The following is a 19350-nucleotide window of genomic DNA, read 5'->3' on the forward strand; positions in this document are numbered from 1 at the left end:
CAGGCTCGGGTCACCCGGGTCACCTTATCTGCGTCCGATTGCGTCAGCGGGGGGTATCCGGAACCGGGTGCGGGATACTGGCCCGCGAAAGCCGCGGACATCGAGGAGGCCGACACCATGCCGATCGCCACCCCCGAGATCTACAACCAGATGCTGGACAGCGCCAAGGCCGGTGAGTACGCCTTCCCGGCGATCAACGTGACGAGCTCGGAGACGCTCAACGCGGCACTGCGCGGGTTCGCCGAGGCGGAGAGCGACGGGATCATCCAGGTCTCCACCGGCGGGGCCGAGTTCCTCTCCGGGACCAAGGTCAAGGACATGGTCACCGGGGCTGTGGCGTTCGCCGAGTTCGCGCACGTCGTCGCGGCCAAGTACCCGGTCAACGTCGCGCTGCACACCGACCACTGCCCCAAGGACAAGCTGGACAACTTCGTGCGGCCGCTGCTGCACATCAGCCAGGAGCGGGTCGCGATGGGCGAGAACCCGCTGTTCCAGTCGCACATGTGGGACGGGTCCGCGGTGCCGCTGGAGGAGAACCTGCAGATCGCCGCCGAGCTGCTCGAGCAGGCCCACAAGGCGCGGATCATCCTCGAGGTGGAGATCGGCGTCGTCGGTGGTGAGGAGGACGGCGTCGCCAACGAGATCAACGAGAAGCTCTACACCACCGATGCCGACTTCGAGCGGACCGTCGAGGTGCTCGGCGCCGGGGAGAAGGGCCGCTACCTGCTGGCCGCGACCTTCGGCAACGTGCACGGGGTCTACAAGCCCGGCAACGTCAAGCTACGCCCGGAGATCCTGAAGATGGGCCAGGAGGTCGCCGCGCGCAAGCTCGGCCTGCCGCCGGGTTCCAAGCCGCTGGACCTGGTCTTCCACGGTGGGTCCGGCTCGCTGCTCGAGGAGATCCACGAGGCGCTGAGCTACGGCGTGGTGAAGATGAACGTGGACACCGACACGCAGTACGCCTACACCCGGCCGATCGCCGACCACATGTTCAAGAACTACGACGGCGTGCTGAAGATCGACGGCGAGGTCGGCAACAAGAAGACCTACGACCCGCGCAGCTACGGCAAGCTCGGCGAGGTCGCCATGGGCGACCGTGTCGTGCAGGCCTGCGAGAACCTGCGCTCCGCGGGCCGGATGCTGGCCGGCTGAGGTCCGCCCACCGGGCCCGCGGCGCACCGCCGCGGGTTCCGGGGCAGGATGCACGCATGTCTCTGCACGGCAACCTGCTCGGTCCCGACCCCACGATGCTGCCGGTCGACCCGGCGGCCGCGGAGCTGGACGGCGGCGCCGACCCGGCCGCGGTGGCCGCGGCCCACCCGGCGTCGAGCACCGCGTGGGCCACGCTGGCGGAGCGTGCGCTGGCCGACGGGCAGACCGTCGCCGGTTACGCCTACGCCCGCACCGGCTACCACCGCGGCCTGGACCAGCTGCGCCGCTCCGGCTGGAAGGGTTTCGGCCCGATCCCGTGGGCGCACGAGCCCAACCGCGGGTTCCTGCGCGCGCTGGCCGCGCTGCTGCGGGCGGCCGAGGGCATCGGCGAGACCGACGAGGTGCAGCGGTGCCGCACCTTCCTGGCCGACTCCGACCCGGAAGCCGCCGCCGCGCTCGGCCTGACCTGATCGCCCCCGGGACCGTGCCGTGACCACCAGGTCGTCGCCGCCCGGGCGAAGCCGTCTGCGCGACGCGCTGGCGCTGCGCACCCGCCGGCTGGGGGTGTCGGCGCTGCCCATCGTGCAGTGCGCGGTGGCGGCCGGTCTGGCCTGGTACGTGGCGCACAACCTGCTCCGGCACCCGACCCCGTTCTTCGCCCCGATCGCGGCGGTGATCTGTCTCGGGGTCTCGCTCGGGCAACGGCGGGTACGCCGGATGGTCGAGCTCGTGGTCGGGGTCAGTCTCGGTGTGCTGGTCGGTGATCTGCTGATCTCCCAGATCGGCACCGGCTCGTGGCAGCTGGTGCTGGTCGTGGCACTGGCCATGGCGGTGGCGGTGTTCGCCGACGGCGGAGCGCTGTTCGTGGCGCAGGCCGCGTCGTCGGCCGTGCTGGTGGCGACGCTGCTGCCGCCCGGGAACTCCGGCGGCCTGGACCGCTGCGTGGACGCGCTCGTCGGCGGCGCGGTCGGGTTCCTGGTGGCCGCGGTGCTGCCGGCCGACCCGGTCGGCCCGGTCCGCCGCGAGACCCGCGCCGTTCTCGACGAGCTCGCCACGGTGCTGCTGGGCATCGCGGAGGCGCTGCGCAACCGGGACGTGGACGCGGCCGGGCGGGCGCTGCGCCGGGCCCGGCAGGGCCAGCCGCTGGTCGACGCGGTGCGGGCTTCGCTGAAGTCCGGCCGCGAGGTCACCGCGATCGCCCCGCTCTACCGCCCGCGACGGCGGATGCTCGGCGACTACGCCGAGGTGGCCGAGCGCGCCGACTACGCGTTGCGCAACGCCCGGGTCCTCGCCCGCCGGGCGTACACCGCACTCGGTGACGGGGAGCAGGCGACCGATGCGCTGCCCGACGCCATGACCGAGCTCGCGACCGCGGTCGGCAAGCTGAGCAGCGAGCTCGGCGTCGACGGCGACCGCAGCCGGGCCCGCGGCCCGGTGATCGACGCGGTGCGCGGTTCCGACGTGCTGTCCGGGAGGAGGACCGACGGGCTCACGCCCTCCGAGCAGATGATGGCGGCCCAGGCGCGCTCGATCGCGATGGACCTGCTGCAGGGCAGCGGGATGCCGCGGGACGAGGCCCGGGCCGCGTTGCGCGGCGACGGCGAGCCCGATCGTTCCGACAGCCCCGCGGCGGAGGCCTGACGCCACGCCCGCTCGCGGCACCGGACGAGTTCCCGACCCGCCCGGACGCGCCGCAACCGGACGACCCGCCCGCCACCGTGATCGCCGTAACCCGGCCGACACCGACCGGACCCGGAATCGCATCACGGATCACACGCCATCCGCACCGGGTCGTGCCAGGCTTGTCACACCGTCTCATCGCGACCCGGAGGTGACGTGTGCACCTGCTGATCAGGTGGTTCCTGGCCCCGCTCGTGCGCTTGATCTACCGTCCCACCGTGCGTGGCGCGGACCGGATCCCGCGCACCGGGCCGGTGATCCTGGCCGCCAACCATCGCGCCGCCGTCGACACCGCCGTGATCCCCATCGTCACGCCGCGCCCGGTGTCGTTCCTGGGCAAGGCCGAGTACTTCACCGGCACCGGGCCCAAGGGACGACTGGTGGCGCGGTTCCTGACCGCTCTGGGTTACGTGCCCGTCGACCGCGGCAACGCGAAGGCCGGCCTGGCTGCCCTCGACGCGGGGCGCGGGGTGCTCGAGGCCGGCGGCGCGTTCGGCATCTACCCGGAGGGCACCCGCTCCCGCGACGGGCGGCTGCACCGCGGCCACACCGGAGTCGCCGCCCTCGCGCTGGGCACCGGCGCGCTGGTGGTGCCCGTCGGGCTGATCGGGACCGAGAAGGTGCAACCGATCGGCACCCGGATCCCGCGGATCGCGCCGATCACCGTGGTCTTCGGTGAACCACTGGACTTCTCCCGCTACGAGGGCCTGGAGAGCTCCGCCGTGATCCGTCGCGCGGTGACCGACGAGATCATGGACGCGATCGCCGAACTCTCCGGGCAGGAGTACGTGGACCGCTACCACCGCCGTCCCGGTGAGGGCGCCGCCGCCTGACGGTGGCGCGGGTCGTCGCCGAGACCGGCGGACGTGGGAATTCTCACGGCCGCACCAGGCGCCAGTCGGCGAGGTGGCGGTACCAGGTCCACCGGGTCACCGGCCGCGGGTGCTCCCGACCGTCGACGACCGCTGTGGCGGACACGCAACCCACCTGCACGGCCCGCCCGGTGGCCGCCCGCACGCCGCGGGTGGCCTGCACCGTCACTCCGCCGGGCCCGGGGGTGACCACGAGCCGCCGCACCCGGGAACGGAGCACCAGGGTGTCGTCGCAGTAGGCCTCGCCCTGCAGCCCGAGGATCTCGCCGCGGCCCACCAGCACCCCGCCGGCGTCGTCGCGGATCAGCGGCATCGGCGTGGCCGTGCCGTCCAGCGCGAGCGCGGCGGCGGCCGCCGGGTCGGTCGGCAGCCCCCAGGCGGCGGCCGCGGCCGACGACCGCGACGCCGGCAGGTACGCCACCTCGACCGACTCCAGGCGTTCGGTGCGCAGCAGCCGCAGCAGCACCGCGCCCAGGTCGGCGTCCTGCCCGGCCACGATCAGCCGCCGTGGCCGGTGCTCGCTCAGCACCGGGTCGATGTCGCCGCGGCCCGGGTCCGGGGGTAGCTCGACGACCGGCACCTGGGCCGGAACGGCGGGCACCCGGGCGGGCCGGGACGTGGGACGGATACCGTGGAACGGGAAACGGCGCCTCGACCCGCCACCACGGCAGGTCAGCAGCACCACATCCGAATCGATCGAGCTCACCTGATCGGTTAACCTCTCGCCGCAGCCAGGAGTGGAGTTTCACATGCCGGCGATCGTGCTGATCGGCGCCCAGTGGGGCGACGAGGGCAAGGGCAAGGCGACCGACCTGTTGGGCGGTCACGTTCAGTGGGTGGTGCGTTACCAAGGAGGTAACAACGCCGGCCACACCGTCGTGCTACCCAACGGCGAGAACTTCGCCCTGCACCTCATTCCGTCCGGGATCCTCACCCCCGGCGCCAAGAACGTCATCGGGAACGGGGTCGTGGTCGACCCAGGGGTGCTGCTCGAGGAGCTGTCCGGCCTCGAGGACCGCGGTGTCGACACCAGCAGCCTGCTGATCTCGGCCGACGCCCACTTGATCATGCCGTACCACATCGCGATCGATAAGGTCACCGAGCGGTTCCTCGGCAAGTCCAAGATCGGGACGACCGGCCGGGGCATCGGGCCGGCCTACCAGGACAAGGTCGCGCGGGTCGGCGTCCGGGCGGCCGACGTCCTGGACGAGAAGATCCTGCACCAGAAGGTCGAGGCCGCCCTGGCCTACAAGAACCAGGTGCTGGTCAAGGTCTACAACCGGCGCGCCCTCGACGTCGACGAGGTGGTCGACACCGTGCTCGCGCACGGCCAGAAGTTCGCCTCCCGCATCGCCGACACCCGGCTGCTGCTCAACCAGGCCCTCGAGGCCGGCGAGACCGTGCTGCTGGAGGGCTCGCAGGGCACCCTGCTCGACGTCGACCACGGCACCTACCCGTTCGTGACCTCGTCGAACCCGACGGCGGGCGGCGCCGCGGTGGGCTCGGGCATCGGCCCGAACCGGATCACCCGCGTGATCGGGATCCTCAAGGCCTACACCACCCGCGTCGGCTCCGGGCCGTTCCCGACCGAGCTGCTCGACGAGATGGGCGAGCACCTGCGCAAGGTCGGCGGTGAGGTCGGGGTGACCACCGGGCGGGCGCGGCGCACCGGCTGGTTCGACGCGGTGATCGGCCGCTACGCCGCCCGGGTCAACGGCATCACCGACTTCTTCCTCACCAAGCTCGACGTGCTGTCCGGGCTGGAGAAGGTGCCGGTCTGCGTGGCCTACGAGGTCGACGGCAAGCGCGTCGACGAGATGCCGATGACCCAGACCGACGTGCACCACGCGCTGCCGGTCTACGAGGAGCTGCCCGGCTGGTTCGAGGACATCTCGGGGTGCCGGGCATTCGAGGAGTTGCCGGCCAACGCGCGGGCCTACGTGCAGCGCATCGAGGAGCTCACCGGCGCGCCGGTCTCGGCCATCGGTGTCGGCCCCGGCCGGGACGAGACGATCACCCGGGACGTCTGACCCGCCCGCCCTCACGAACGGCACCTCCGGTCGAGTCCGACCGGAGGTGCCGTTCGTGTCTGTGCAGGCCATCCAGCGCCCGGGCCGGCGAGCACCCCTCCGGCCCGCCGCGCCCACCAGTAGGAGCGCCCGTTACGGGCGCTGATACGGCCTCAGGCGGCGCAGGATCCGGTGTCCACCCGGTGGGTGAGCCCCTCGGAGTTGTTCAGCGCGGCGGCGACCTGCTGGGCGGTGAGCACGAAGCCGGTCTCGGAGTCGTCCAGCGCGGCGCCGAACACCACCCCGATGACCTGTCCGTCCGGCGAGATCATCGGCCCGCCCGAGTTCCCGGAGCGCACCACGGCGCGAACCGTGTACACGTCGCGGGTCACCGTGCCGCTGTCGTAGATGTCCGGCCCGCGCAGCTGGATGCGGTCGCGGATCTTCGCGGAGGTCGCGGTGTACGGGCCGTCGAGCGGATAGCCGAGCACGATCGCGTCGTCGCCGACCTTCGCCGGGTCCGGCACGAACTGCAGCGGCCGGGCCTGCAGGTCGGGCACCGCGAGCACCGCGACGTCGACCTCCGGGTCGTAGGACACGACCGTGGCCCGCAGGTCCCGGGTCCGGCCGTTGCGGCCGACCACCTCGACCGTGGTCTCCGACGTGCCGGCCACCACGTGCGCGTTCGTCATGACCCGCTGCGGGCCGATGACGAACCCGGAGCCCTCCAGCTGCCGGGAGCACGACGGCGCCCGCCCACGGACCTTGAGCACGCTGCCCTCGACGTCCTGCACGATCGCGCTGCTCGCCAGCGCCGGGTTCGGCGGGCCGACCGCGGTGATCGGGGTCTGCGCGAAGGGGCTGAGCACGTCGGGGAAGCCGGAGTTGTCCAGCAGCTGGCGCAGCTCCGCGGGCAGCTTGCGGGCGTCGGCCGGCATCACCGAGTCGACGCCCTGCAACACCTCCGAGCCGCGCACGCTCGATGCCAGCCCGGGGAAGCTCGCCGAGGCCAGTGGCAGCGCGACCAGCCAGGCCGCGATCACCACGGTGAAGGCCTGCAGCACCGCCCCCAGCGCCGAGTCGATCTTGAGCGTGCGCTCGCCGGTGATCTTGTCGCGGATCCGGCGGCCGAAGAACACCCCGGTGGTCTCGCCGAGCGCGACCAGCAGCACGACGACGACCACGCTGACGATGACCCGCGTGTTCTGTGCCTGGATGTTCTGAACGAGCAGCGGCGCCAGCCGGACGCCGAGGATCGCCCCGCCGAGTACTCCGACGAAGCTCAACAGTGCCACCGCCATGCCGTGCCGCCAGCCGGACACACCGGCGATCAGCGCGAGCACGACGACGAGGACGTCCACCCAGCTCATCCAGCTCATGATGCACGTCCGGGGAAGGGCGCAGTCATGATCCAGCGACCTCCTGCCTGCCGGCCCGGGCGGCGGACCATGCTTCGCCCAGGTCGTCGACCCGGGACCTGTCCCAGGGCCGTTCCCATCCCCCTAGATGCAACAGCGCGGACAATAGGCCCCCGGTGAAACCCCACACGAGGAGGCCCGCCACGCTGAACGCGGGGCCGATGTAGCCCGACGGATGATTCACCTGCAACCGGTTCGCAGGATCGGCCAGCGCCGTGATCGGCACCCGCACGACCCGCGCGGTCTCCCCCACGTCGACCGCGCGGACGGCCACTGGCCGTTCCCAGTGCGCGAGCACCGGGGTCACCACGAAACCCGAGGGCGGGATGAACAGGTCGGGTAGCAGGGTCAGCGGCACCACACCCGACGGGTCCAGCCCGGTCTCCTCCTCGGCCTCGCGCAGCGCTGCGGCGACCGGCCCGGCGTCGGCCGGATCGATGCCGCCACCGGGGAAGGCCACCTGCCCTGCGTGGTTGCGCAGGGTGGCGGCCCGCTCCATGAGCAGCACGTCGGGCCCGTCCGGGCCGTCGCCGAACAGCATCAGGACCGCGGCGCGCCGGCCGTCGGCGGGCGGTCGCACGCGGTGCCGGCTGAGCATGGCGGCGTCGACATCGCGGACGCCCTCCAGCAGCTCGTGCAACCAGTCCGGGGCCCGCTCGGGGCGTAGCTGTGCGGCGCTCACCGGGCGGTCCCGGCGCTGAGGCGTTCGACGGCCGCCACGACGTCGTCGGCGGCATGGAACGGCACCGGCGGGTCGACCATCGCGACGCTGCCGTCGGCGCGCACCAGGTAGCTCACCGGCAGCGCGGGCGGCAGGTTCAGCGCGGAGCGCAGCGCATCGTCCGGGTCGGTGACCGAGGGCAGCCGCACCCCGATGCCGGCGAGCAGCTTCAGCGCGGACCGGGGGTCGTCGCGGACGTCCACCCCGACGACCGGAACCGCCCCGGGCCGGGCCGCGTACTCGGCCAGCACCGGCAGCTCGGCGCGGCAGGGCTGACACCAGGAGGCCCAGACGTTGAGCAGCACCGGGCGGCCGGCGAGCGCGGCGCCCAGGTCCACGGAGCCGGGCGCGCCCAGGCAGGGCACGGTGACCCCGGCCAGCGGTCCGCGGCCCGCGCCCGTTGCGGCGGGGCAGGGTTCCAGCGCCGCGGCGGCGCGCAGCGGGGCGAGTTCGGCCTCGCTCGCGCTGGGTGCGGCCGTGGCCGTGGCCGACGGTGCCGACGGTGCCGACGGGGCGGACGACCGCGGCCACAGCGCGACGACGGCGACCACGGCGAGCACCACCACCACGACAGTGGTGACGATCTCCGGCCGGAACGCCCGCAACCGGCTCGCGTTCATCGCGCCCACCCGCGCCGTCGGGCGGACGGGAAGCATCGTGCCCTCACTCCTCGCCGCCCGGCCCCTCGGTCGCGGCGGCGCCGAGCCCGGCCAGCGCCAGCAGGTGCGCCGCCTCGGGACCCTTGACCAGCGCGGCGGCCTGTTCCGGATCGGTCGGGCCGGTGCCGAAGGCCGGGCAGTCGGCCGCCAGCGTGCAGACGCCGCAGGCCGGCTTGCGGGCGTGGCACACGCGCCGGCCGTGGAAGATCACGTAGTGCGAGACCATCGTCCAGTCGCGCTTGGGGACGAGCTCGCCGACCGCCTGCTCGACCTTCACCGGGTCCTGCTCGTCGGTCCAGCCCCAGCGCCGGACGAGCCGGCCGAAGTGGGTGTCGACGGTGATCCCGGGTATGCCGAACGCGTTGCCGAGGATCACGTTGGCCGTCTTGCGGCCGATCCCGGGCAGCTTCACCAGCTCGTCCAGCGTCGCGGGCAGCACCCCGTCGTGCCGTTCGACGACGGCGGCGCCCAGTCCGATCAGCGAGGTGGCCTTGTTGCGGAAGAAGCCGGTGGGGCGGATGAGTTCCTCGAGCTCGGCCCGATCGGCCTTCGCGTAGTCGAGGGCCGTGGGGTAGCGGGCGAACAGCGCGGGCGTGACCTCGTTGACCCGTTTGTCGGTGCACTGCGCCGAGAGGATGGTGGCGACGGCCAGCTCGAGCGGGGTGCTGAAGTCGAGCTCGCAGTGCGCGTCGGGGTAGGCGGCGGCCAGCGCACGGAGCATGCGTCCGACGCGGCGGGCCCGGCCGAGGCTGCTCTCCCCGGCGGCGACCCGGGCGGCGAGCTTGGCCGCGCTGCGCCGGTCGGGGAGGGGCCGCGCGGGTGTCGTCACGGGGTCGAGACTACGTGCGGCCACCGACGGCCGGCGACGTGACCGCCCCCCGGCGCGAACCCCTCACCTGGCGCGGAGCCGGGCGTCCGGCGTCCCGGAGGGTCACGAATGGGTATCGGCCCGGCGCGTCGGGCACCCCCGCTGCTCGCCCCGGACCGGAATGCGGAATCATCGCTGCCGACATGACTGCATGGTTGTCCGTCCTCGTGCCGCTGCTGGTGATGTTCTTCGCGCTCGGCATGGAGCGCGTCGAGTCCCGGATGCGGGAAGCGGCGCTGCGCCAGGAGGAGCTCGACCAGTTGCTCGAGCAGCCGCGGCCGGACGAGGTGCGCGCACTGTTCCGGCAGGGCACCGCACGCGCGCTGGAACTCTTCCGGTTGCGCGACCGCGGACCGGGTAACCGGCGGACCGCGAGGCGGAGCAAGGTATCCTCCTAGACCAGTAGGGGGTGTGGACCGGCCGATCGTGTGTCGATCTCACCCTAAGTCACGGAGGCGTCGCCCTAACGGGTGGACGAATAGACCCGCGTCTCGTCATGGGCGGCGGGTTCCGACCCCCTAGACTGGCGCGCCGATGATCCGTCGCGGGGGGCGGTCGGATGGACGAGGAGCGGGGTTGTGGACGAGGTTCTGATCCGCGCAGGGATCTTCCAGGGCGTGGAGCCGCAGGCTGCGGAGGTACTGGCCCAGGCTCTGGAGCCGGCCGAGTTCCCGCGCGGGCACGTTATTTTCTCAGAGGGTGAGCCGGGCGACCGGCTCTACATCATCGGCAGCGGCAAGGTGAAGATCGGCCGCAAGTCGCCGGACGGTCGGGAGAACCTGCTGATGGTGGCGGGTCCGTCGGACATGTTCGGCGAGCTGTCGATCTTCGACCCGGGGCCGCGCACGTCGTCGGCCACCGCGGTGACCGAGGTCCGGGCCTACACGATGGACCGGCAGGCGCTGCGTGAGTGGATCGGCAAGCGCCCGGAGATCGCCGAGCAGCTGCTGCGGGTGCTGGCGCGCCGGCTGCGCCGGACGAACAACATGCTGGCCGACCTGATCTTCACCGACGTGCCCGGCCGGGTGGCGAAGTCGCTGCTGCAGCTGGCGCGTCAGTTCGGCTCCCAGGAGTCGGGCCTGCTGCGGGTGACGCACGACCTCACGCAGGAGGAGATCGCGCAGCTGGTCGGGGCGTCGCGGGAGACCGTGAACAAGGCGCTCGCCGACTTCGCGCACCGCGGTTGGCTGCGGCTCGAGGGCAAGAGCGTGCTGATCCTGGAACCCGAGCGGCTGGCGCGGCGCGCCCGCTGACCTGCTTGCGGGGGCCCGGTCCGCGAAGCCGGACCCGGCCGGCCCACTCATCCCCGCAGGTACTCCAGCTGCGCCCGGACCGACCACTCCGCGGCGGGCCACAGCACCTGGTCGACGTCGGCGTAGACGATCTCGACGACCTGCCGTGCCGTCGCCCCCGGCCCCAGCCGGGCCAGCGCCGCACGCACCTGTTCCAGCCGTTCCTCGCGGTGTGCCAGGTAGGCCGTGGCGACGGCCGGTGCGTCGGCCAGCTCCGGCCCGTGCCCGGGCAGCACCGCGGTGCCGGTCGGCAGCGCGGCGAGCCGGCGCAGGGAGTCCAGGTACGGGCCGAGTGACCCGTCCGGATGCGCGATGACCGTGGTGCCGCGGCCGAGGATGGTGTCCCCGGTGAGCACGGTGGACCGCTCGTTCCCGGGACCGTCGAGCACGAACGAGATCGAGTCGGCGGTGTGCCCGGGCGTCGCCAGCACCTTGATCTCCAGCCCGGCCGCCTCGACGACGTCGCCGTGCGCCAGTGCCTCCGAACCCAGCACCAGTGACGGGTCCAGCGCCCGTACCGGGGCACCGACCAGCTCCGCGAACCGGCGCGCCCCGCCGGCGTGGTCGTGGTGGTGATGGGTCAGCAGCACCTGCGTCACCGGTCCCTGGGCGGCGACCCGGCGCAGGTGATCCTCGTCGTCCTCACCCGGGTCGACCACCACGCATTCCTCCACCCCGGGAGCGCGCAGGACCCAGGTGTTGGTGCCCTCCAGCGTCATCGGTGACGGGTTCTCCGCGAGCAGCACCGACGCCAGCGGGGTCACCGCGCGGAGCTCGCCGTAGGCCGGATGGGCGGTTCCGGCCGGCGTGGGCAGTGGGTGGTTCGGCGGGGTCACGGGCGGCGGCCTCCCGGTCTGAGGTGATCGACGGCGTTGGCGTACTCGGGGTCGCCGGGGATCACGACGACGATCCGGCTGCCGTCCCGGCGCACCTTGGGGATCATCGGGGTGACCACGCGCCGCGCGGCCGCGGCGTGCACGCTCGCCGCGTCCGGGAACTCGGCGATCTGCTGCAGGGTGCGCAGGGTCGGCGCCATCAGTTCGATCTCGCCGTCCTGCCAGCGGTCCAGTGCTTCGGCCGGGTGCCACCAGCCCGCCTCGACCGCCTCGGTGGTCGCGGCATCGGCCTCCTGCCCGGCGGGGACGATGGCGGTGAAGAAGACCGTGTCGTAGCGGCGCGGGTTGGACGGCGGGGTGATCCAGCGGGCCCATGCGTGCAGCAGGTCCGCCCGCAGCACCAACCCGGTCGCGGCCAGCAGATCCGCGAGGGTGCGGCGGCGGGCGACGAGGTCCTCCCGGCCTTGGGAGAGCACGCCGGCCAGCACCGGGTCAACGGTGGTCCGCCCGCCGGGGGGCGCGGCGAGCAGCACGCCACACTCCTCGAACGTCTCCCGGACCGCGGCCTGCACCAGCGCGCCGGCCAGTTCCGGCTCGCAGACGAGCCGCCGTCCCCACCAGTGCGCGTCGGGGCCGGCCCAGCGGGACGGGTCCGGCGTGTCGCCGGGGTCGACGCCACCGCCGGGGAAGACGGTCATCCCGCCGGCGAAGGCCATCCCGGCGACCCGGCGTTGCAGGAAGACCTGCAGCGGTGTGCCGCCCGCAGGAACGTCGGGGGCGTCGCGCAGCAGCAGGACGGTCGCGGCGGGCCGCGGCACGACGGGCTCGGCGGCTCCCCCGGTACTCACCTGTCGGACCATATGCCATGCCCGCCGACGGCGCGGTGACCCACGACACGTTGACGCCCCGCCGGCGGCCCCGGGCCGGTGGGCAGGATGGCGGCGTGAGCGAACTGCGCATCGGCCTGGCCGGGGCCGGACCGTGGGCCAGGCGGGTGCACGCGGCCGGGATGGCCGCCCATCCCCGGGTGCGGCTGGCCGGCGTCTGGAGCCGCCGCCGGGAGAGTGCGGAGCAACTCGTCGCCGATGCCGGCGGCCGCGTGTACGACCGGTTCGCCGACCTGGTCGACGACGTCGATGCGGTGGCCTTCGCGGTCCCGCCGGGGGTGCAGGCCGAGCTGGTGCCACTGGCTGCTGTGGCGGGCCGGCACCTGATCCTGGAGAAGCCGCTGGCCGACTCGCAGGCGGGGGCGCGGGCGGTCGCCGCCGCGGTCGAGGCGGCCGGGGTCTACTCGACGATGATGCTGACCCTGCGCTTCGATCCCACGATCCGGTCCTGGCTGGACGGCATCCCGGCCGGCGCCGGGGCGGACACGGTCGGCTCGATGCGCTGGCTGTCGGGTTCGCTGCTCGGCGGCCCGTACGCCGCGTCGCCATGGCGGGCCGAGCACGGCGCCCTGCTCGACGTCGGCCCGCACGTGATCGACCTGCTCGACGCCACGCTCGGCGCGGTGACCGGCGTGGACTGGGCGCATCGCGCCGACCCGGACCTGTGGCGCTTCGGGCTGTCCCACGCCGGAGGTGCGCACAGCACCGTCATGCTGTCGTCTCGGCTGCCGGTGGACCCCACCGAGGTGGAGATCGCCGTGTTCGGCGGCGCCGGCCGGCACCTGCTGACGAGCCGGCCGGGAGACGCCCGGGCCTGCTACGCCGTGCTGCTGGACGAGCTGGTCGACGCGGCGGCCACCGGCCGGTCCTGCAGCCCGTACGGTGCCGCGCGCGGCCTGCACCTGCAGGAGATCATCGAGCGGGTCCGGGAGATCGCGGGCTGAACCGGCGCGGGTTCAGCCGGCCAGGTCGGGCGGTCCGATCCGGCGCGGCGGCGTCACACCGTTCGCGCTGCCGTTCGCGGTGCCGTTCGACCCGTTGGTCGTCCCCGCCCGCCGTGCCGACCGGGGACGGCGCTCGCGGGCGGCCAGCTCGGCGTGCAACTGACGGAGCAGCTCGCGTTCGGTGCTGCTGAGCGCGGCCATCGCATCCGGACCGGGGCCGTCGCCCTCGGCCGTCGACTCGCCGGGCGAGTCAGCCGCCGGGCCGGCCGCCGCCTCGGCCGCGGGCTCGCTCTCGTCGGCGGGCTCGTCCACGGCCGGCGTGACGGCGGTCGCGTCGAGATCCTGCTCGGTGTCCGGGTCGGAGCGGTGCCGGGCGCGGCGCCGTCCGGTCCACGGGGCGCGGGGCTCCGCGGGCGGCGCCGGGCGGGGCGGCCGATGATCCGCGGGCTCCTCGTCGGCGGCGTCGCGGCCCTCCCCGGGCAGCGCCGACGGCATCGCCCAGGCCCCCGAGGCCCACTCGTCGGCCCAGCGGCGGCCGCGCTCGTCGGCCGCGGCGCGGTCGGCCTCCAGCGAGGGCTGCGGCAGCGGGGTCAGCACCGAGGGCGCCGACGGCACCGGCGATACCGACGGAACGTTCGTCGTCCCCAGGGTCGGGTCCAGCAGCGGATCGAGCAGCGGCTGGCGCAGCGGTCCGCTGAGCGGGTCGTTCATCTCGGCGAGCACCGGCGGGTCGGTGTGGCTCTCGTCCTCGTTCTCGTCGTCGGCGGTCTCGGCGGCCGGCCGCGGCGACGGCGTCGGCCGGGACCCGTCGGCCGCGGCCGGCGTGCTGTCCCGGTCCGGGGCCGGCGGTTCCGCCGGGCGGGCGGTGGGGCTCGGGTCCTCCGCCGGGGCCGCGGCGGGCGGACGGGCCGCGAAGCGCGTCGTCTCCGACACCGCCGACACGTCCTCATCGGGCTGCTCCGCCGCCGCGGGCGCGGCGTCGTCCGAAGTGGGCCGGACCGGCGGCGACGGGCTGGGCGCGGGCCGGAGCGGCACCGCGGGGCGGGGCGGTGGGGTGTCGAGCGAGCGCACGATGCCCAGCGGCGGCACGTCGGCCGGGCGGATGGGCTGCGGCGCCGGGCGGGGGGTGGCCCCGGAGCGCTCCACGGTCCGTTCGGGCGCGGTCTCGCGGTGTGCGAGGCCGTTGGCCGCGTAGCCGTTGCGGCTGCGCCGGCCGCTCCTGGCACGGTCTGCAGCCGGCTGTTCGGCGTCGGTGGGCCCGGTGCCACGCTGGTCGGCCCAGGGGCGCGCGACGTCGGGCTGCTGGGCGTCGGCCCGATCGCCCGCGGGACGGTCGGTGCCCGGGCGAACGGCGCCGGAGCGGCCGAGGCCGGCCCGATCGGCCACGGAACCAGCGGAACCGTTGATGCGGGCCGGGCGGTCGTCGTCGGGATACCCGAGCAGTGCCGCGAGACCATCGGCCGGTGCCGGCGGGGCCGCACCGAGGCCCCGGTCCGCCTGGGTGGGCTCACCCCGGCGGGCCCGCTCGGTGGCCCGCGGAACGTTCGCCGGCGTCGTGGGCACCGGCCGTGCCGAGCGGAGGGCCTCGGCATGGTAATCCGGCAGCGTCGACCCGGCCACGAACGCCTCCACCGAGGCGCGCGCGCCGGCCCGGTCGAGGGTGGCGGCGAGCTGGTAGGCGAGGACGTCGGCGGTGGTGTGCGACTCGATCCCGGTGTCCGGGCCGCCGCTGCCGATCTCCACCAGCACCACCGGATGCGGCACCGGGCCCGGCGCGGAGCCGGCGGGGGTGATCCGCCAGGTCAGCCAGATGCGGCAGTCGCCGAGCTGGCGGGCGGCGGGGCCGGTGAGCACCTCATTGATCCGCGCGGACCCGCCGGGCCGTTCGGCGTCGGCCTGGAACCGGTGTGCGGTGCCGTTCTCACGGGCGGGGCGGGGCAGTGACTGTTCGGCGTCGAGGCCGATGCGCAGGGTGCGGCCTGCGGTCACGACGGCCCTGCGGACCTCGGGCGGGAGCGGGGTCCGGTCGGCGATCAAGGTGGCGGTCAGCAGCTCGAGGGCTTGCCCGTCCTCACCGATCGCGGCCAGTTCCCGGCTGGTGGCCAGCAGGTCGTCGTCCACTCTGCCGGCCAGAGCGAGCAGCAGTTCGTGCGTGGTCAGGGCCTGCGCACCGGGCTCAGTCACGCGGCCTCCTTCGCTCAGCTCGCTCCAGGTCACGTTCCGATTAACGCGCCGGCGGGGCCCCCGGTGACGGTCGGGATGTCCGTTGCGCCCCAGAACCGTGCGGATCCGACGATCGCGGCCTGGTGGTAGGCGGGCGCGTCGAAGCCCGACGCCAGCACCTCGACGCAGGGTGTGCGCTCGCCGTGGGCCCGCAGCAGCCGCTGCAGGGTTCCGGTCAGCTTCCAGGGCCGGTCGGCCCCGAGCACCAGGACGACGCGCTGCTCCCCACGGCCGTCGACCCGCCAGCTCTGCCGCAGCTCGGTGGTGCCGGTGTGGCCGCGGACCACGGCGAGCACGCTGAGCGCGGCCAGGTCCGGGATGCCGGAGCCGGCCCGGAACTGCACGAACGGGTCGTCGGCGGCGTGCACGGGGAGAACCGCGTCGAGCAGCCGGCGCGGCGCCCCCCAACCGCCGACGGCGTCGATCAACAGGTCGTGTTCGGCGTCGGTGAGGCCGACGCGGTTGCGCAGCAGAGCACGCGGCAGCGTCGCGCTGACTGCGGCGCGGCCCTCGACGGCGAGCCAGTCCCGCAGCCGCCACAACAGGTCGTCGGGCAGCCGCCCGGCCAGCCGGAGCAGCAGTTCGTGGCACGCCGTATCGGCCCGGCCGGTCTCGGCGGTGCCGGTCGGGACCGGGCCGGTCATCACGCCACCTCCACGATGAGCTCCACCTCGACCGGTGCGTTCAGGGGCAGCTCCGCGACCCCGACCGCCGACCGCGCGTGCTGTCCCGCCGCGCCGAACACCTCGCCGAGCAGGTCGGACGCTCCGTTGATCACGGCGGGCTGACCGCCGAAACCCGGTGCGGAGGCGACGAAGCCCACGACCTTGACGACCCCGACGACCGCGTCGATGCCGACCAGGGCGTCGACGGCCGCGAGCGCGTTGAGCGCGCAGACGCGGGCGAGGCCGTAGGCGTCGTCGGCCCCGATCTCGGCCCCGACCTTGCCGGTCGCGGCCAGCGTGCCGTCGACGAACGGGACCTGGCCGGCGGTGAACACCAGTGAACCCGAGCGCCGGGCCGGGATGTACGCCCCGGCCGGGGCGGCCACCGTCGGCAGCGTGATGCCGAGTTCACGCAGGCGCCCGCTGGGCGACGGTGACATCGCGCTCAGCCGCCCTGGACCGGGCGCTTGAAGTACGCCACCAGCTGTTCGGGGCTCGCCCCCGCCATCACGGTGACCAGTTCCCAGCCGTCACGACCGAAGTTGTCGAGGATCGCCTTGGTGTTGTGGATCAGCAGCGGAGCGGTGAGGTACTCCCACCGGGTGACCGGCGCGCCGGGTGAGGTCATGGCGGGCACTGTAGTGCTCGCCTCATCCGTTCCGGCGGGCCGCCCACGAGTGGCGTACGTACGCTGGTCGTCGTGACCTCAACCGGTTGGCCCGCCGCGCTGTCGGGTGTCCGCCTGCACGTGGTGTCGGGCAAGGGTGGCACCGGCAAGACGACGGCGGCCGCGGCGCTGGCGTTGGCGCTGGCCGGCGGGGGGAAGCGGACCCTGCTGGTCGAGGTCGAGGGACGGCAGGGCATCGCCCAGGTCTTCGACACCGCGCCGCTGCCCTACGAGGAACGCAAGATCGCGGTGGCGCCCGGCGGCGGCGAGGTCCGCGCGCTCGCGGTCGACGCCGAGGCGGCGCTGCTCGAGTACTTCGAGATGTTCTACCGGCTCGGGATGGCCGGGCGGACGCTGCGCCGGATGGGCGCGATCGAGTTCGCCACCACCCTCGCGCCCGGGCTGCGCGACGTGCTGCTCACCGGCAAGGTCAAGGAGTGCGTGACCCGGACCGGCGCTGACGGGCGCTATGTCTACGACGCCGTCGTGCTCGACGCCCCGCCGACCGGCCGGGTCGTCAGCTTCCTCGACGTGACGAAGGCGATGGCCGACCTCGCCAAGGCCGGACCGATCCACACCCAGGCCGAGGGTGTCGTGCGCCTGCTGCACTCGCCGATGACCGCGGTGCACCTGGTCACGCTGCTGGAGGACCTTCCGATGACCGAGACGCTCGAGACCGTCCACGAGCTGGCCGCGGCCGACCTGCGGACCGGCGCGGTGATCATCAACCGGGTGCGGGAGCAGTGGCTGCCCGACCGCTCGGTGGCGTCGGCGGCCAACGGCCGGGTCGATGCCGCGAGAGTGCGCAACGGACTGGCTGCGGCCGGGTTGGACCTGCGGCCGGATGTGATCGACGGCCTGGTCGCCGAGACCGTGGAGCACGCCGTCCGGGTGCACGCCGAGGCCGCGGCGCTGGCCCGGCTGGACGACGAATCGGCCGAGCCACTGCCCCGCCTCGAGTTACCTCAACAGCTGGGTGGGGTCGATCTGGGCTCGTTGTACGAGCTGGCGGAGGCGTTGGTGGACCAGGGCGTCGAGGTACGCGGAGCACACACGAGCGGGGTGCCTGCCCAGTCATGAGTGCCCTGAAAACGCCGCCGCCACTGGACGTCGACGCGGTCCTCGACGACCCGCAGACCCGGATCATCGTGTGCTGCGGCTCCGGTGGTGTCGGCAAGACGACCACGTCGGCCGCGCTGGCCCTGCGCGCCGCCGAGCGCGGCCGCAAGACTGTCGTGCTCACCATCGACCCGGCCAAGCGGCTGGCCCAGGCGCTCGGGCTGACCCAGCTGGGCAACGAGCCGCACGAGGTGGCCGGCGTGCCCGGTGACGGCGCCCCGGGCGGCGGCGAGCTGCACGCGATGATGCTCGACATGCGCCGGACCTTCGACGAGATGGTCTACGCGCACGCCGATCCCGAGCGCGCCGAGAAGATCATCGCCAACCCCTTCTACCAGACCATCTCCTCGTCGTTCTCCGGCACGCAGGAGTACATGGCGATGGAGAAGCTGAGCCAGCTCACGGCGACCGGGGACTGGGACCTCGTCGTCGTCGACACCCCGCCGTCGCGCTCGGCGCTGGACTTCCTCGACGCCCCGCAGCGCATGTCCAACTTCCTCGACGGCCGGATGATCCGATTGCTGTCCTCACCGGCCAGGGCCGGTGGCAAGGGCATCCGCAAGATCGTCGGTGCCGGTTTCCAGCTGTTCTCCAAGGCCGTCTCCACGATCCTGGGCGGTGCACTGCTGGCCGACGCGTCGGCGTTCGTGCAGGCCTTCGACACGATGTTCGGCGGGTTCCGCGAGCGGGCCACCAAGACCTATGCGCTGCTGCGTTCCCCGGGCACCGCGTTCCTGGTCGTCGCCGCGCCGGAGCCGGACGCGCTGCGCGAGGCGGCGTACTTCGTCGACCGGCTCTCCGCCGAGGACATGCCGCTGGCCGGGCTGGTGCTCAACCGGACTCACCCGGTGCTGGCCCCGCTGTCCGCGGCGAAGGCGCGCGACGCCGCGGAGAACCTCAACGGCAACGGCTCGAGGCTCGCCGCGGCGGTGCTGCGGCTGCACGCCGACCGGGTCGACCTGGCCGACCGGGAGAACCGCCTGCTCAGTCGGTTCGCCGGCGCCCACCCCGCGGTCCGGGTGACCCGGGTGCCGGCGGTGGCCGGCGACATCTCCGACCTCGACGGGCTGCGCGAGATCGGCTCCCGGCTGGCTCACGGCGGGGTGCCCGAGACCGGCCACCGGGCCGAGGCGGTCACGGCGGCTCCGTAGCCGCCGGCCGGGCCGGTGGCCGGAGCTCCCGCTCCACGCCGCCGGCCCGCTCCCGCCCGGCTAGTACTCCAGTCGTAGATCGTGATCATGTCTCGGGTCGTCGTTTGTAGTGGCTGCTGCGAGCTCGATGTTGGTGGCGTCGTCGCCAGTCGGTCCAGGCCAGCGGGTCGGCGAGGCGGCGGGCGGG

General features: G+C 73.9%; 21 protein-coding genes. 10 read left to right on the top strand and 11 right to left on the bottom strand.

The genetic code is table 11. From position 1 onward, the window contains the following. Positions 1-117 precede the first annotated feature (117 nt). From fbaA to HF526_RS26360, 4 genes are all read left to right on the top strand, one after another. Positions 118-1152 (top strand): class II fructose-bisphosphate aldolase, encoded by a 1035-nt coding sequence (fbaA, locus tag HF526_RS26345; protein WP_169384267.1) that lies wholly within the window; start codon positions 118-120, stop codon positions 1150-1152. Between the two features lie 56 nt (positions 1153-1208). Next, the gene (locus HF526_RS26350; RefSeq protein WP_211177820.1) at positions 1209-1622 is read left to right on the top strand and encodes a DUF3151 domain-containing protein; all 414 of its coding nucleotides are present in this window, start codon (positions 1209-1211) and stop codon (positions 1620-1622) included. 19 nt (positions 1623-1641) lie between these two features. Next, on the top strand, positions 1642-2793 hold the full coding sequence (locus HF526_RS26355) for an FUSC family protein (protein WP_338051759.1): 1152 nt from the start codon (positions 1642-1644) through the stop codon (positions 2791-2793). A 197-nt stretch (positions 2794-2990) separates the two neighbouring features. After that, complete coding sequence (locus tag HF526_RS26360; protein WP_169384268.1) at positions 2991-3665, top strand: 1-acyl-sn-glycerol-3-phosphate acyltransferase; 675 nt, start codon at positions 2991-2993, stop codon at positions 3663-3665. A gap of 43 nt (positions 3666-3708) precedes the next feature. Here the strand turns inward: HF526_RS26360 and HF526_RS26365 are convergent, their stop codons facing one another. Next, positions 3709-4410 carry a hypothetical protein gene (locus tag HF526_RS26365; protein WP_338051760.1) on the bottom strand — a complete coding sequence of 234 codons (702 nt, stop codon included), beginning with the start codon at positions 4408-4410 and terminating at the stop codon, positions 3709-3711. A 43-nt stretch (positions 4411-4453) separates the two neighbouring features. Between HF526_RS26365 and HF526_RS26370 the strand changes: the two genes are divergently transcribed. After that, complete coding sequence (locus HF526_RS26370) at positions 4454-5734, top strand: adenylosuccinate synthase (protein ID WP_169384269.1); 1281 nt, start codon at positions 4454-4456, stop codon at positions 5732-5734. A 152-nt stretch (positions 5735-5886) separates the two neighbouring features. Here the strand turns inward: HF526_RS26370 and HF526_RS26375 are convergent, their stop codons facing one another. Genes HF526_RS26375 through nth form a run of 4 tightly spaced genes read right to left on the bottom strand, consistent with a single transcriptional unit; the run spans position 5887 to position 9232 of the window. Beyond that, positions 5887-7083, bottom strand: coding sequence for a MarP family serine protease (locus tag HF526_RS26375; RefSeq protein WP_169384270.1), 1197 nt, complete (start codon positions 7081-7083; stop codon positions 5887-5889). Between the two features lie 34 nt (positions 7084-7117). After that, positions 7118-7813 (bottom strand): NUDIX hydrolase, encoded by a 696-nt coding sequence (locus tag HF526_RS26380; protein WP_338051761.1) that lies wholly within the window; start codon positions 7811-7813, stop codon positions 7118-7120. Beyond that, positions 7810-8508, bottom strand: a complete 699-nt coding sequence (locus tag HF526_RS26385; RefSeq protein WP_239029170.1) for a TlpA family protein disulfide reductase — start codon at positions 8506-8508, stop codon at positions 7810-7812. The genes HF526_RS26380 and HF526_RS26385 overlap by 4 nt, the downstream gene beginning before the upstream one ends. A 7-nt stretch (positions 8509-8515) precedes the next feature. After that, positions 8516-9232, bottom strand: a complete 717-nt coding sequence (nth, locus tag HF526_RS26390; protein WP_169384287.1) for an endonuclease III — start codon at positions 9230-9232, stop codon at positions 8516-8518. Positions 9233-9522: 290 nt separating this feature from the next. Here nth and HF526_RS26395 point away from each other — a divergent pair, with 290 nt between their 5' ends. Further along, positions 9523-9777: a hypothetical protein gene (locus HF526_RS26395; protein WP_169384271.1), complete on the top strand. Its 255-nt coding sequence runs from the start codon at positions 9523-9525 to the stop codon at positions 9775-9777. 180 nt (positions 9778-9957) lie between these two features. Then, complete coding sequence (locus HF526_RS26400) at positions 9958-10632, top strand: Crp/Fnr family transcriptional regulator (RefSeq protein ID WP_169384272.1); 675 nt, start codon at positions 9958-9960, stop codon at positions 10630-10632. 47 nt (positions 10633-10679) lie between these two features. Here HF526_RS26400 and HF526_RS26405 read toward each other — a convergent pair whose 3' ends face one another. After that, positions 10680-11507: an MBL fold metallo-hydrolase gene (locus HF526_RS26405; RefSeq protein ID WP_338051763.1), complete on the bottom strand. Its 828-nt coding sequence runs from the start codon at positions 11505-11507 to the stop codon at positions 10680-10682. Then, positions 11504-12355, bottom strand: coding sequence for an NUDIX hydrolase (locus tag HF526_RS26410; RefSeq protein WP_211177822.1), 852 nt, complete (start codon positions 12353-12355; stop codon positions 11504-11506). Before HF526_RS26410 ends, HF526_RS26405 begins: the two co-directional genes overlap by 4 nt. Positions 12356-12450: 95 nt before the next feature. On the opposite strand from HF526_RS26410, the gene HF526_RS26415 reads away from it, so the two are divergent. Next, positions 12451-13338 (top strand): Gfo/Idh/MocA family protein, encoded by an 888-nt coding sequence (locus HF526_RS26415; protein WP_338051764.1) that lies wholly within the window; start codon positions 12451-12453, stop codon positions 13336-13338. A 12-nt stretch (positions 13339-13350) separates the two neighbouring features. Here HF526_RS26415 and HF526_RS26420 read toward each other — a convergent pair whose 3' ends face one another. From HF526_RS26420 to HF526_RS26435, 4 genes are read right to left on the bottom strand one after another with little or no spacing between them, the layout of a single operon-like run. Then, a complete protein-coding gene (locus HF526_RS26420; RefSeq protein ID WP_169384275.1) occupies positions 13351-15522 on the bottom strand; it encodes a hypothetical protein in 2172 nt (723 codons plus the stop codon). A gap of 29 nt (positions 15523-15551) precedes the next feature. Beyond that, positions 15552-16205 carry a hypothetical protein gene (locus tag HF526_RS26425; protein ID WP_211177823.1) on the bottom strand — a complete coding sequence of 218 codons (654 nt, stop codon included), beginning with the start codon at positions 16203-16205 and terminating at the stop codon, positions 15552-15554. After that, positions 16205-16666, bottom strand: a complete 462-nt coding sequence (locus tag HF526_RS26430; protein WP_169384276.1) for a RidA family protein — start codon at positions 16664-16666, stop codon at positions 16205-16207. Before HF526_RS26430 ends, HF526_RS26425 begins: the two co-directional genes overlap by 1 nt. A 5-nt stretch (positions 16667-16671) precedes the next feature. Further along, entirely contained in the window at positions 16672-16854 is a 183-nt protein-coding gene (locus HF526_RS26435) for a Sp36 family protein (RefSeq protein ID WP_169384277.1), read from the bottom strand. A gap of 72 nt (positions 16855-16926) precedes the next feature. Here HF526_RS26435 and bagA point away from each other — a divergent pair, with 72 nt between their 5' ends. Together bagA and bagB are read left to right on the top strand one after the other, a co-directional pair. Beyond that, entirely contained in the window at positions 16927-17973 is a 1047-nt protein-coding gene (gene bagA, locus HF526_RS26440) for an ATPase BagA (RefSeq protein ID WP_169384278.1), read from the top strand. Further along, complete coding sequence (gene bagB / locus HF526_RS26445; protein WP_169384279.1) at positions 17970-19163, top strand: ATPase BagB; 1194 nt, start codon at positions 17970-17972, stop codon at positions 19161-19163. The genes bagA and bagB overlap by 4 nt, the downstream gene beginning before the upstream one ends. The last annotated feature ends 187 nt before the right edge of the window (positions 19164-19350 follow it).

The organism is Pseudonocardia acidicola, assembly GCF_012911935.1.
In the GTDB taxonomy this organism is placed as follows: Bacteria; Actinomycetota; Actinomycetes; order Mycobacteriales; family Pseudonocardiaceae; genus Pseudonocardia; species Pseudonocardia acidicola.

Coding starts and splice junctions, on each gene's coding strand:
- fbaA (WP_169384267.1), top strand. CDS start 118: ATGCCGATCGCCACCCCCGAGATCTACAACCAGATGCTGGACAGCGCC.
- HF526_RS26350 (WP_211177820.1), top strand. CDS start 1,209: ATGTCTCTGCACGGCAACCTGCTCGGTCCCGACCCCACGATGCTGCCG.
- HF526_RS26370 (WP_169384269.1), top strand. CDS start 4,454: ATGCCGGCGATCGTGCTGATCGGCGCCCAGTGGGGCGACGAGGGCAAG.
- HF526_RS26375 (WP_169384270.1), bottom strand. CDS start 7,083: ATGAGCTGGGTGGACGTCCTCGTCGTCGTGCTCGCGCTGATCGCCGGT.
- HF526_RS26385 (WP_239029170.1), bottom strand. CDS start 8,508: ATGCTTCCCGTCCGCCCGACGGCGCGGGTGGGCGCGATGAACGCGAGC.
- nth (WP_169384287.1), bottom strand. CDS start 9,232: ATGCTCCGTGCGCTGGCCGCCGCCTACCCCGACGCGCACTGCGAGCTC.
- HF526_RS26395 (WP_169384271.1), top strand. CDS start 9,523: ATGACTGCATGGTTGTCCGTCCTCGTGCCGCTGCTGGTGATGTTCTTC.
- HF526_RS26425 (WP_211177823.1), bottom strand. CDS start 16,205: ATGACCGGCCCGGTCCCGACCGGCACCGCCGAGACCGGCCGGGCCGAT.
- HF526_RS26430 (WP_169384276.1), bottom strand. CDS start 16,666: ATGTCACCGTCGCCCAGCGGGCGCCTGCGTGAACTCGGCATCACGCTG.
- HF526_RS26435 (WP_169384277.1), bottom strand. CDS start 16,854: ATGACCTCACCCGGCGCGCCGGTCACCCGGTGGGAGTACCTCACCGCT.
- bagB (WP_169384279.1), top strand. CDS start 17,970: ATGAGTGCCCTGAAAACGCCGCCGCCACTGGACGTCGACGCGGTCCTC.